General features: G+C 70.9%; 11 protein-coding genes. 9 read left to right on the forward strand and 2 right to left on the reverse strand.

All coding sequences use genetic code 11. The features are described 5' to 3' along the window. Window positions 1-67: 67 nt before the first annotated feature. Window positions 68-1,510, reverse strand: a complete 1,443-nt coding sequence (locus AC067M_RS27335; RefSeq protein WP_478699673.1) for a hypothetical protein — start codon at window positions 1,508-1,510, stop codon at window positions 68-70. Window positions 1,511-1,766: 256 nt separating this feature from the next. Here AC067M_RS27335 and AC067M_RS27340 point away from each other — a divergent pair, with 256 nt between their 5' ends. Together AC067M_RS27340 and AC067M_RS27345 are read left to right on the forward strand one after the other, a co-directional pair. Next, window positions 1,767-2,195 carry a hypothetical protein gene (locus tag AC067M_RS27340; protein ID WP_478699674.1) on the forward strand — a complete coding sequence of 143 codons (429 nt, stop codon included), beginning with the start codon at window positions 1,767-1,769 and terminating at the stop codon, window positions 2,193-2,195. 67 nt (window positions 2,196-2,262) lie between these two features. Then, a complete protein-coding gene (locus tag AC067M_RS27345) occupies window positions 2,263-3,132 on the forward strand; it encodes a spermidine synthase (protein WP_478699675.1) in 870 nt (289 codons plus the stop codon). 70 nt (window positions 3,133-3,202) lie between these two features. Here AC067M_RS27345 and AC067M_RS27350 read toward each other — a convergent pair whose 3' ends face one another. After that, window positions 3,203-3,745, reverse strand: coding sequence for a hypothetical protein (locus AC067M_RS27350; RefSeq protein WP_478699676.1), 543 nt, complete (start codon window positions 3,743-3,745; stop codon window positions 3,203-3,205). 130 nt (window positions 3,746-3,875) lie between these two features. On the opposite strand from AC067M_RS27350, the gene AC067M_RS27355 reads away from it, so the two are divergent. From AC067M_RS27355 to AC067M_RS27385, 7 genes are all read left to right on the forward strand, one after another. Continuing rightward, window positions 3,876-4,583: a response regulator transcription factor gene (locus tag AC067M_RS27355; protein WP_478699677.1), complete on the forward strand. Its 708-nt coding sequence runs from the start codon at window positions 3,876-3,878 to the stop codon at window positions 4,581-4,583. Continuing rightward, on the forward strand, window positions 4,580-5,983 hold the full coding sequence (locus tag AC067M_RS27360) for a sensor histidine kinase (protein WP_478699678.1): 1,404 nt from the start codon (window positions 4,580-4,582) through the stop codon (window positions 5,981-5,983). Before AC067M_RS27355 ends, AC067M_RS27360 begins: the two co-directional genes overlap by 4 nt. A gap of 193 nt (window positions 5,984-6,176) precedes the next feature. Beyond that, window positions 6,177-7,493, forward strand: a complete 1,317-nt coding sequence (locus AC067M_RS27365) for an ABC transporter substrate-binding protein (protein ID WP_478699679.1) — start codon at window positions 6,177-6,179, stop codon at window positions 7,491-7,493. 25 nt (window positions 7,494-7,518) lie between these two features. Continuing rightward, the gene (locus AC067M_RS27370) at window positions 7,519-8,499 is read left to right on the forward strand and encodes a carbohydrate ABC transporter permease (protein ID WP_478699680.1); all 981 of its coding nucleotides are present in this window, start codon (window positions 7,519-7,521) and stop codon (window positions 8,497-8,499) included. After that, a complete protein-coding gene (locus AC067M_RS27375; protein WP_478699681.1) occupies window positions 8,496-9,380 on the forward strand; it encodes a carbohydrate ABC transporter permease in 885 nt (294 codons plus the stop codon). The genes AC067M_RS27370 and AC067M_RS27375 overlap by 4 nt, the downstream gene beginning before the upstream one ends. Before the next feature lie 25 nt (window positions 9,381-9,405). Further along, window positions 9,406-10,731: a glycoside hydrolase family 36 protein gene (locus tag AC067M_RS27380; RefSeq protein ID WP_478699801.1), complete on the forward strand. Its 1,326-nt coding sequence runs from the start codon at window positions 9,406-9,408 to the stop codon at window positions 10,729-10,731. Next, the gene (locus tag AC067M_RS27385) at window positions 10,728-12,740 is read left to right on the forward strand and encodes a beta-galactosidase (protein ID WP_478699682.1); all 2,013 of its coding nucleotides are present in this window, start codon (window positions 10,728-10,730) and stop codon (window positions 12,738-12,740) included. The genes AC067M_RS27380 and AC067M_RS27385 overlap by 4 nt, the downstream gene beginning before the upstream one ends. Window positions 12,741-12,762: the final 22 nt, after the last annotated feature.

Below are 12,762 nucleotides of genomic sequence, written 5' to 3' on the forward strand. Positions count from 1 at the left end.
CTAGGGCCTCTCGTTCGGATGATGCCGGACCCCGCTCCCTGATCCGGCCTGATCCGAACGAAAGACCCTAGGCCATGCGCGGCAGCGACGCGTGCCGCTCCAGGAAGCCCGACACCCCCGACGCCCTGCGGTGCGGCAGCAGCACGCGTGCCGTTCCCGACAGCATCGTCTGGATGCGGGACGACTGGACCTCCGCCAGCAGATCCAACACCCGCATCCCCGCCACCGCCGCCTCGTCCGGGCGGCCGCCGCGGGCCAGGTCGTCGGCCAGTTCCGCCGTGTACAGCGCGATGTTCCGGGTGAAGTGCGGGTCCTGCAGTTCCGCGGCCCGCCGCGCGTGCCGGGCGGCCCGGGGCCAGTCGCCCAGCGCGGACCAGCACTGTGCCTCCAGGCCCTCCAGCTCGGCCTCGCCGTAGAAGCTCATCCACTCGGGGTCGGCGTCGCACGGGCCCCGCTCGTAGAAGGCCTGCGCGCGGACGAGGGCCTGTTCGCATCCGGAGCGGTCGGCGAGGCCGGCCCAGCCGCCCGCCTCCCGGAGGGCGAGGAGGGACATCAGGCGGGCGGAGCCGAGCGGGCGCGCGACGCGCTGCGCGGCCTGCGCCGCCCGGACCGCCTCGCGCGGTCGCCCGGCGTCACGCGCGAGGAACGCGGTGTTGCAGAAGGCGTGCGCCTCCAGGCCGGCGTCCCCGTTGACCCGCGCGGTGGCCAGCGCCTCCGCGTAGTGCGAGCGGGCGTCGTCGAACCGTCCCGAGTCGTGCGCCAGCCAGCCCACGGAGATGGCGAGTTCCCCGGCGCCCGAGTGCAGCCGGTCGGCGGTCGCCTGGCGGGTCGCCTGGGCGTCCAGCAGCGCGTACGCGGCGCGCAGGGGGGCCGCCGCGCGGCGGTACAGACCGTCGGCGCCGTGCCGGTCGTCGAGCAGACGGATCCTGCGGACCGCTTCTTCCAGGGCACTCGCCTCACCCGCTCCGACACGGCGCGCGGGCCGCTCGGCGGCCGACGCGTCCAGGGCGAGCCTCAAGGGGCCCAGAGAGGCGGCGGCCACCGTGGCGCCCCCGCCGGTCATGAATGCGCGACGCAGCACGTCGCTCTCCTCGTGGTTGTCGTACTTGTCGTACGGGTCCTGCGGGTCATACGGCTCGTGCGCCCCCCGCGTCTCACCAGCGGCGTACGCAGGGCTCGTGGTCTGCGTGAGGGGCGCGTCCTCGGCGGCGCGCGCCCCTCTTCCGCGTACGGAGGAGCGAGGCGCGAAGCCGAGGTCGGTGAGCGTGCGACCGGGGAACATGTGGAGGAACACCCGTTCGTAGGCATAGTTGGGGCAGCGGATCTCACCCGCCTCCACCCGGCCGATATAGCGCGCGTCACAGCAGACCCGCTCCCCGATCTCGCGCGCCGCTCGCCGCACCAGCGCGGCGAACTCGGCCGGTGAGCGCTGGCCGCGCGCCTGCCGGAAGGCGAGATTGGGTCGCGGTGGCCGACTGGGCTGGGATGAGCTCACCGTTGACGACGCCATGGCCGGGTCCTCTCGTGCGAACCGTCGAACCATGCCGGATTCGGAATGAGTTGTCCGTGTGACACCCCGTTTCCGGCGGGCAAGAACGTACCTGCTGTGGCCGTGTCGCCACGCTGTGTTTGGCTACAAACCGGATATCTCATCCACGATCTGCCATGAACTGCCATCCTTTGCGGCGGACTTCCGCCGTAGCCGTTGACGCCGTGCCGCGTTGAAACCCGTGGACTGCAAGAGGGGTTCCGTGGTGGAGGTCGGGATGAAGACCAGCCAGAGCATCGATCCTCGTACGCCGACGACGGTGGGACACGCGTCGGCCGCGGAGCGCGGAGCACCACCCCAGGTGGGCTGCGACGTGGTCACCGTCCCCGCACGTCAGGGGTTGGAGGCCGTCGACATTCTGCGGCGGGGCGCCGGGGACGCGGTCGGGCCCGTCCTGCACGACGACGGCTGCGACACGCTCGGGTTCGTGGTGCCGCCGGGCACCGCGGCGGCCTGGGACGTGCCAGGCAGCACATGTACGGAGACCAACGAACGCGGGCTGCGACTGAACCCCGAGCTGCCGGTCGAGGGCTCGGACTGGCTCCTGCACCCGGAGGACGCGGACGCGGCCACGGACCCCGCGGTGCTGCGAGCGGCGCTGGGCGAGGCGGCACGGCTGATCGAAGCGGCGGACAGCCGAAGATGAGGCCCCCGTCCCAGGGGTGTGCTGGCCTGCGGGAGCATGAGTCCCTCCCGGCTGCGAAAATGGTCCAATGGGCAAGTACAGGAAGACGCGGCGCGGACAGGCCGCCGCTGACGCCGTCGTCGAGATCGTCGACGGCGGGCTCGCCCAGCTCATACCCGACCGGGACCGGGCGAGGGCCTGGACGCTCCTGATCGACGGGGCCCCGCAGTCGCACGTGGACCTCGACGACCCGGCGTTCCTCTCGTTCGAGTACCAGCGCCGCCTCGGACACGTCATCGACCTCGCCGCACCGCCCGGCAAACCCCTGCGCGCCGTCCACCTCGGCGGCGGCGCCTTCACGCTCGCCCGCTATCTCGCGGCCACCCGCCCCCGCTCCACCCAGCAGATCGTCGAGCGGGACGCATCCCTGGTCCAACTGGTCCGCCGGGAACTGCCGTTGGACGCCAACGCCCGGATCCGGGTGCGGTCGGTGGACGCCCGGGAAGGGCTCGGCAAGGTGCCGGACGGCTGGGCCGACCTCGTCATCGCCGACGTGTTCAGCGGGGCCCGCACACCGGCCCACCTGACCTCGACCGAGTTCCTCGACGACGTCCGCAGGGCCCTCGTTCCCGGCGGCCTGTACGCCGCCAACCTCGCCGACGGTCCGCCGCTCGCCCATCTGCGCGGCCAGATCGCCACCGTCGCCGCCCGCTTCCCGGAACTCGCCCTGATCGCCGACCCCGCCGTCCTGCGCGGCAAACGCTTCGGCAACGCGGTCCTCGTCGCCTCCGACCGCCCGCTGCCGGTCGCCGAGCTCACCCGCCGGGCCGCCTCCGACCCGCACCCCGCACGGCTGGAGCACGGCAAGGCGCTCTCCGACTTCACCGGAGGGGCCGCACCGGTGACGGACGAGGCGGCGGTCGCCTCACCGGCACCACCGCCGTCGGTGTTCCAGTGACTCAGTAGGTCCCCATGACCAGTAGTCCCCGATGACTCAGTAGGCCCCTGACTCAGAAGTCCCCGATGACTCAGTAGGTCCCGATCTCCACCCGCGGCGGCCCGTCGTGCCAGGTGCAGAACACCGACACCCGGTCCGCGCCCGAGGCGAACTCCACCCGGATCCACGACTCCGTCTTCCACACCTGCATCGACCAGCCCGTGCCCGGAGTGGCCGACACGAGCGTCGCGGAGGTCCTGCCGAGCGAGAAGACCACGCGCCCACCGTCGGTGTCGTAGCTCTTGACCTGGCCGGAGGGAGAGGCGGAGGGGGCCGGGCCGGGCCCGCGGGCAGCCGTCCGGGAGGGCGTCGGCGCGGCGGGCGTGCGGCTCGGGCTCGGCTTCGCCGACGGACTGCTCGACGGCGATGGCGACGTCGATGGCGACGGCCGGCCGGTGCCGGACGCCAGCTGCTTCGACCCCAGCGTGGTCGCGTCGGCCGCCGTGACCGGCAGGGCACGGGGCGGGCCGTAGGCCGTGCCCGCGAGCACCGTGTGCACGCCCCACCACGACAGCGTGGCCGCCGCGCCCGTGGCGAGCGTCCAAGCCAGCACGTGTACGAGTCCCTTGCGCATCGCCGGTCATACTGCCTGACGCGGTCTCACCCGTCACAAGAGCCACACGGATCCCCCACCGGTTGTCCACAGGCTGGGAGTTGTCCACAGGCCCCTGTTCGACCCGTCGACATGGCGTACGGTGCCGCGCATGGCAAGTGTGCTCGTGGTCGAGGACGACCAGTTCGTACGCTCGGCGCTCATCCGGCACCTGACCGACGCCGCACACACCGTGCGCAGCGTCGGCACCGCGCTGGAGGCGCTGCGCGAGGTCGCCCACTTCCGCTTCGACGTCGTCATCCTGGACCTCGGACTCCCCGACCTCGACGGCTCCGAGGCGCTCAAGATGCTGCGCGGCATCACGGACGTGCCCGTGATCATCGCCACCGCGCGTGACGACGAGACGGAGATCGTCCGGCTGTTGAACGCGGGGGCGGACGACTACCTGACCAAGCCGTTCTCCGTCGAGCACCTGTCGGCCCGGATCGCCGCCGTGCTGCGCCGCTCCCGCGCGGGCGCCGCCGAGGCACCCCCGTCCAGCGTGCTCCGCGTCGGCGGCCTGATGGTCGATCCGCTGCGCCGTCAGGCCGAGTTGGACGGTGTCTGCCTCGACCTGACCCGCCGTGAGTTCGACCTGCTCGCCTTCCTGGCCGGCCGGCCGGGTGTCGTCGTACCGCGCCGGGAACTGCTCTGCGAGGTGTGGCAGCAGTCGTACGGCGACGACCAGACCATCGACGTGCATCTTTCCTGGCTGCGGCGGAAGTTGGGCGAGACGGCCGCGCGGCCCCGCTATCTGCACACCCTGCGGGGCGTGGGCGTGAAGCTGGAGCCACCGGGCGGCGCGGAGCCGGTGCGATGAGGTGGGCGCTGGTCAAGGTCTGTCTGGCGGTCACCACGATGGTCGTCGTCGCCTTCGCGGTCCCGCTCGGTCTCGTCGTCAGGGAGCTGGCCCGCGACCGCGCCTTCTCCAACGCGGAGCGGGAGGCGGCGGCCGTAGTACCGGCGCTCTCCATCACCACCGAACGCGACCAGTTGGAGCGCGTGGTCGCCTCCGCGGGCTCCGACGCGGGGCTGGCCGTGCACATCCCGGCGACCGACGGCCGGGCCGCCGTCGACCTCGGACGGCAGCGCGCGTCCGACGGAGACATCGCGACGGTACGGAGACTGGGCCGCGCCTCCACCAGTGAGGTGCCCGGCGGCTCCACGCTGCTTCAGCCGGTCGCGCTGAGCTCGGGCGTGATGGCCGTGGTCGAGGTGTACGTCCCCGAGTCCGAGGTCAGCAACGGCGTCGGCACGGCGTGGGCGATCCTCGCCGCGGTCGGTGTCGCCCTCGTGGTCGGCTCGGTCGCGGTCGCCGACCGGCTCGGCGTGCGGATGGTGCGGCCCGCGCGGCGGCTCGTCGAGGGCGCGCACGAACTGGGGGAGGGCAGGCTGGGCGCGCGGGTGCCGGAGGAGGGCCCGACCGAACTGCGGCTGGCGGCGGCCGCGTTCAACTCCATGGCCGACCAGGTCGTCCAACTGCTGGCGAACGAGCGGGAGCTGGCGGCCGACCTCTCGCACCGGCTGCGCACCCCGCTGACCGTGCTGCGGCTGAACACCGCCTCTCTGGGCGACGATCCGGCCGCCGAGCAGACCAGGGCCGCCGTCGCGCAGCTGGAGCGCGAGGTCGACACGATCATTCGTACGGCCCGGGAGGCCAAGCCGCAGACCGCGGCAGCAGGGCCCGGCGCCGGGTGTGACGCAGCCGAGGTGGTGCGGGAGCGGATGGCGTTCTGGTCGGCGCTGGCGGAGGACGAGGGCCGCAAGGTGCGGGTGGCCGGAGTGGACCGGCCGGTGCGGACCCCCGTGGCCCGGGCCGATCTCGCGGCCGCCCTGGACGCCCTGCTCGGCAACGTCTTCCGGCACACGCCCGAGGGCACGGCCTTCGCGGTCGACGTGCACAACGGCGAGGACGCGGTGATCGTACTCGTCTCCGACGCCGGCCCCGGCATATCCGACCCGCGGGCCGCGATGGCGCGAGGGCGCGGCTCGGGCAGTGACGGGTCGACCGGGCTCGGCCTCGACATCGTGCGCCGGCTCGCGGAGTCGACGGGCGGGGACATACGGATCGGCTCGTCGGTCCTCGGCGGCACCGAGGTGCGGATCTGGATCCAGATGGACGGGCGCGAGCACGTGCGCGGGGGACATCGGGGCGCCGTACGAAGGCGCCGACCGGGCCGATTGGTCTCTACCTTCAACCGCTCCCGGACCCGTAGGTGACCACAGGTCGCCCATAGGTGATCAATCGTGTCGATTACGTTTCGACAAATGAAGGCAGCGGCTCTTGACGCATGACAGTACATGCGGCTGTTATGGCGCCACCGTGTTTGGTCAAGTTGGTTTCTGGTCGATTGCGATCATCTTTTCAGCCAGCCTCGCGCCCATGGCCGAACCCTGCCCTCAGGAGCCGTTCATGCACGACCTCCCTCCCTCCGGACTCTCCCTGCCCTCCCCGAGCCGTCGCAGCCTGCTGCGTGGCGTCGGGGGCGCCGCTCTCCTGGCGGGGGCGGGCATACCCCTGCTGAGCGCCTGCGGCGGCAGCGGCACGGCCTCCGACTCGAAGACCGTTTCCCTCGGCTCGAACTCTTCGGACGCGGTGCCGAAGAAGGCGTTCGCCGAGATCTACGCGGCCTTCACCAAGCAGTCCGGGATCAAGGTCGACGTCAACACCAAGGACCACAACACGTTCCAGGAGCAGATCAACTCCTACCTCCAGGGCACCCCGGACGACGTGTTCACCTGGTTCGCCGGCTATCGGATGCAGTTCTTCGCCAACAAGAAGCTCGCCACCCCGATCGACGACGTGTGGCAGAAGATCGGCGGCAACTTCCCCGACGCGATGCAGAAGCTCAGCAAGGGCGCGGACGGCAAGTACTACTTCGTGCCGCTGTACACCTACCCCTGGGCAGTCTTCTACCGCAAGAGCGTCTTCCAGGAGAAGGGCTACAAGGTCCCCGCCACGTGGGACGAGCTGGTCGCGCTGTGCAAGCAGATGAAGAAGGACGGTCTCGTCCCGATCGCCTTCGGCGACAAGGACGCCTGGCCGGCGATGGGCACCTTCGACCAGATCAACTTCCGCACCAACGGCTACGACTTTCACGTCGACCTGATGGGCGGCAAGGCGTCCTGGACGGACGCCAAGGTCCGCAAGGTCTTCGACCACTGGACCGAGATCCTCCCCTACCACCAGGACGGCGCCGTGGGCCGCACCTGGCAGGACGCGGCGCAGTCGCTGGTGTCGAAGAAGGCGGGCATGTACCTGCTGGGCACGTTCGTCGCCCAGCAGTTCACCAACAAGGCCGACCTGGACGACCTCGACTTCTTCGCCTTCCCGGAGATCGACCCGCAGTTCGGCCAGGACACCGTCGAGGCCCCGACCGACGGCTTCATGCTCTCCAAGGCGCCGAAGAACCACGACGGCGCGATCAAGCTGCTGGAGTACCTGGGCACCCCCGAGGCGGAGCAGATCTACCTCAAGGCCGACTCCAGCGTGGTGGCCGCCTCCTCCAAGGCCGACACCTCCTCGTACACGGCGCTGCAGAAGAAGGCGTACGACATGATCTCCGGCGCCAAGAGCCTCACCCAGTTCATGGACCGCGACTCCCGGCCGGACTTCACCTCGACGGTGATGCAGCCCGCGCTGCAGAAGTTCGTCCGCGACCCCAAGGGCGTCGACAGCCTGCTGACCTCGATCGAACGCCAGAAGAAGCAGATCTTCGCGTCGGCCTGAGCGCCCACGCCTGAGCACCCACACCATGACTGCTGAGACCACCACGAAGGACCCGGGGGCGGCCGCCGTGCCGCCTCCGGGTGCCTTGTCCGCCGCCAAGCGGATCCCGCAGGGCCACCGCCGCCTGCTGACCCGCCGCGACCGTCTCACGCTGGGCCTGATGGCCGGCGTGCCCACGATCCTGCACGTGGCCCTCGTCTGGGTCACCGCGCTGGCCTCCATCGCGCTGGCCTTCACCACCTGGGACGGCATCGGCTTCGACTCCATCAAGTGGGTCGGGCTGCAGAACTTCCGTGACCTGTTCACCAGCAACCCGCAGTTCTGGCCCGCCGTCGAGCACAACGTCATCTGGTTCGTCGTGCTCATCCTGATCCCGACCCCGCTGGGGCTGTTCCTCGCGATCCAGCTCGACAAGAAGATCCGCTTCAGCCGCGTCTACCAGACCGCGTTCTTCCTCCCGGTCGTGGTGTCGCTGGCGGTCACCGGATTCGTCTGGCAGCTCGTCTACAACGCCGACACCGGCCTGATCAACAGCCTCATCGGCGCCAACGAACCCGGCCACTACATCGACTGGATCGGCGACCCCCACCTCAACCTGTGGGCCATCCTGGTCGCCGCGTCCTGGCGCCACACCGGCTACATGATGATCCTCTACCTGGCCGGCCTCAAGGGCGTCGACCCCGCCCTGCGCGAGGCGTCCTCACTGGACGGCGCCAACGAATGGCAGACGTTCAAGAACGTCGTCTTCCCCACCCTGCGCCCCACCAACACCGTCGTCCTGGTCGTCACCATCATCGAAGCGCTGCGCGCCTTCGACCTGGTGTTCGTCTTCAACAAGGGCGCCCAGGGCACCGAGCTGCTCTCCATCCTGGTGACCAACAACATCATCGGCGAGTCCAGCCGCATCGGATACGGCTCCGCCATCGCCGTCGTCCTGCTGGTGATCTCCCTCGCCGTGATCATCCCGTACCTGATCGCCACCTTCCGCAAGGAGCGGCGCGCATGAGCACGACCCTGGTGACCAAGCAGCGCACCCCCCTGCGCCCGGCCCGGATCCTGCTGCACACCTTCCTCACCGTCACCGCGCTCGCCTGGCTGGGCCCGCTGCTGTGGGCGCTGTTCGCGGCCCTGCGCCCCTACTCCGAGACCAGCACCAAGGGCTACGTCTCCTGGCCCGACAAGCTCAGCCTCGACAACTTCACCAACGCCTACCAGCAGTCGGACATGCTGCACTACTTCGGCAACACGCTGATCATCGCCGTCCCGGCGGTACTGCTGACGCTGTTCCTGTCCTCCTGCGTCGCCTTCTACGTCAGCCGCTTCGACTTCCGCGTCAACCTGTTCCTGCTGCTGGTGTTCACCGCCGGCAACCTGCTGCCCCAGCAGGTCATCATCACCCCCCTGTACCGCCTCTACCTGCTCATCGACCTGCCCGGCATCACCATGAGCGGCAAGCTCTACGACTCCGCCCTCGGCCTCGTCCTCATCCACGTCGCCTTCCAGTCCGGGTTCTGCGCCTTCGTGCTCAGCAACTACATGCGCTCCCTGCCCCACGAGCTGACCGAGGCCGCCCTCGTCGACGGCGCCTCCGTGTGGCGGCTGTACTGGCAGATCGTGCTGCCGCTGTGCAAGCCCGCCATGGCCGCCCTGGCGACCCTGCTGTCCATCTGGATCTACAACGACTTCTTCTGGGCCATCGTCCTGATCTCCACCGGCGAGAACATGCCCATCACCTCGGCCCTGAACAACCTCTCCGGCCAGTACTTCACCGACCCCAACCTCGTCGCCGCCGGCGCCCTCCTCACCGCGATCCCCACCCTGATCGTGTACTTCGTGCTCCAGCGCCAGTTCGTCAGCGGCCTCACCCTCGGCGCCAACAAGGGCTGACGCCCACTCCTTGAAAGAGACCCCCGTGCACCACCCCTTCACCCCGGTCGCCTCCGTGCCGGTGGACCCGCGCAGGGCCCGCGTCCACGAGGAAGGCTGGCAGTCCTGGAGCCCGAGCGGCGCCTACGCCCTCGACGCGACGCCGTACCGCCCGACCAACGCCAACTGGGCGACCGTCTGCTACCGGCCCGGGGTCACCGTCCCCGCGGGGGTCTTCCAGGGGGAGGGGCTGCTGGCCCTGGCACCCAAGGGTGAGGACGGGCCCGTCGTGGTCTGCGTGGCGGTCGATCCGCTGTCGTCCGTACCCTCCATCCGGCTGGAGGTGCGCGACGACCACGCGGAGATCAGTGCCGACGGCAAGGTGGACCTCTACTCCTACCTGGGCCCCGGCGGCATCCAAGGGGCCCTCGCCGACTGGGCCGACAGCCTCGGCGGGCCGGCCCCGCGACCGGCGCCGACCGTCTGGTGCTCCTGGTACGAGTACTTCACCGCCGTCACCGAGGACGACATCCACGAGAACCTGCGCGCGATGGACACCCTCGACCTGCCCGTCGACGTCGTCCAGATCGACGACGGCTACCAGAAGGCCCTCGGCGACTGGCTCATCCTCTCCGGCCGCTTCCGCTCCCGCGCGGGCATCGCCGACGCCATCCGTGCCCGCGGCCGCCGGGCCGGCATCTGGACGGCGCCCTTCCTCGTCGACCCGGCGAGCGACCTGGCCGCCGAGCACCCCGACTGGCTCGTCCGGGACACGGCGGGCGGCTTCGCGCACGCCGGCCACAACTGGGACCACGACCTGTGCGCGCTCGACACCACGCACCCGGACGCGGCGGCGCACCTGACCGAGGTGTACGCCACCCTGCGCGCCGAGGGCTACGACTACTTCAAGGTCGACTTCCTGTACGCGGGGGCGCTGCAGGGCGTACGGCACGGGACGGGCGACCCGATCCAGGCCTACCGCGACGGCATCCGGCTCATCCGTGAGGCCATCGGCCCCGACGCCTACCTACTGGGCTGCGGTGCGCCGATCCTGGCGTCCATCGGCCTGTTCGACGCCATGCGCGTCAGCCCCGACACGGCCCCGCACCGCCGCCCCGAGGCCGACGACTACAGCCAGCCCGGCCAGGACCCCGCCGAGTTCACCGGGGCGGCCAGGCAGTGGCAGCACGGCCGCCTCTGGGTCAACGACCCCGACTGCCTGATGGCCCGCCCGGCCGTGGAGACACGGGAGCAGTGGGCGGCGCACGTGGAGACCACCGGCGGTCTCATGGCGTCCAGCGACCGGCTGCTGTCCCTGGACCAGTGGGGCGTCGCCACGACCCGGCGACTCCTGTCGGGCGGTGCCGCATGAAGCGCGCCCTGTCCCTGCCCGGTCTCGCGTACGGCGGCGACTACAACCCCGAGCAGTGGCCCGAGGAGGTCTGGGCCGAGGACGTGCGGCTCATGGCCGAGGCCGGGGTGAACATGGTCAGCGTCAACATCTTCTCCTGGGCGCTGCTCGAGCCCGCCGAGGGGGAGTTCGACTTCTCGCGCCTCGACCGCATCCTCGACATGCTGTACACCCACGGCATCGCCGCCGACCTCGCCACCCCGACGGCCGCCCCGCCGGCCTGGTTCTTCAGGGCCCACCCCGAGGCGCTGCCGGTGGACGGGGACGGGCGCGGACTGTCGTACGGCAGCCGTCAGACGTTCTGCCCGAGCAGCCCGGCCTATCGTGCGGCGGCCCTGCGGATCGCGGGCGAACTGGGCCGTCGTTACGCCGACCACCCGGCGGTCGTGCTGTGGCACATCCACAACGAGTACGGCTGCCACAACGCGGAGTGCTACTGCGACACCAGCGCGGAGGCGTTCCGGCGCTGGCTGCGGACGCGCTATGCCGACGATCTGGCGGCGCTGAACAACGCCTGGGGCACCACCTTCTGGAGCCAGTGGTACTACGACTGGGACGAGATCATCCCGCCCCGCGCGACGGGCGCGGTCCCGAACCCGACCCACCGCCTGGACTGGCGCCGGTTCTGCTCGGACGAGCTGCTGTCGCTGTGCACGGCGGAGCGGGAGGTCCTGGCCCAGGCCGCTCCGAACACCCCCGTCACCACCAACTTCATGGTGATGTACAACTTCGACGCGCTGGACTACTGGCGTTGGGCGCCCGAGCTGGACGTCGTCTCCAACGACCACTACCTCCGCTCCACGGACCCCGAGTCGGAGATCGACATCGCGCTGAGCGGCGACCTCGTGCGCTCCCTGGCGGGCGGGCCCTGGCTGCTGATGGAGCACTCGACGGGGGCCGTGAACTGGCAGCCGGTGAACAGGGCCAAGGATCCCGGTGAGTTGAGGCGCAACGCGCTCGCTCACGTGGCCCACGGCGCCGACGGCATCGCCTACTTCCAGTGGCGGGCCGCGAAGGCGGGCGCCGAGCAATGGCACTCGGCGATGCTGCCGCACGCGGGCACGGACAGCGCGATCTGGCGGGACGTCGTCCAACTGGGCGCGGACCTCAAGGCGTTGGCCGAAGTGCGGGGCAGCACCGGCACCGCCGAGACGGCGATCGTCTGGGACTGGAACGCCCGTTGGGCCCTGGAACTCCCCTCCCAGCCGAGCGAGCAGGTCCGCTACCTCGACCTGGTCCGCTCCTGGTACGAGCCGCTGTGGCGGTCGGGCGTGGCCGTGGACTTCGTACGCCCCGACGCGGACCTGTCGGCGTACCGCCTGGTCCTCTCCCCGAGTCTCTACCTGGTGGACGACACGGGCGCGGCGAACCTGACGTCGTTCGCCGAGCGCGGCGGCACGCTGGTGGTCGGCTTCCACAGCGGGGCCGTCGACGAGAACTGCCATGTACGGCTGGGCGGTTACCCGGGAGCGTTCCGGGAGGTGCTGGGCGTGCGCACGGACGAACTCTTCCCGCTGCTGCCGGGCCGGACGGTGAGCCTGGAAGGCGGCGGCACGGGTTCCCTGTGGTCGGAGCGGGTGCGCTCGACCGGCGCCCAGACGGTGTCCGCCTTCACGCACGGCCCGCTGACGGGCGTCCCGGCGATCACCCGACACGGTTACGGCACGGGCACCGCCTGGTACGTCGCCACCCTGCCCGACCCGGACACCATGGCCGCCCTCCTGAAGCGTGCGTCCGACGAAGCGGGCGTGGCACCGGTCCGTACCGGCATCCCCCAAGGCATCGAGGCCGCCCTGCGCCGCAGCCCCGACGCCGACTACCTCTTCCTCATCGACCACCTGGGCCTGGGCGCCGAGGTCCCGGTCGCGCCGGGCGCCGTCGAACTCCTCTCCGGGGAACCGGTGGACGGGGGCACGGTGCGGGTGCGACCAGGGGAGGTCGCCGTGGTGAGGGAGCCACGTTCCGTCTAGTGCTGCGACCGGAAAGGTTCAC

This window comes from Streptomyces sp. NPDC043427, assembly GCF_056436655.1.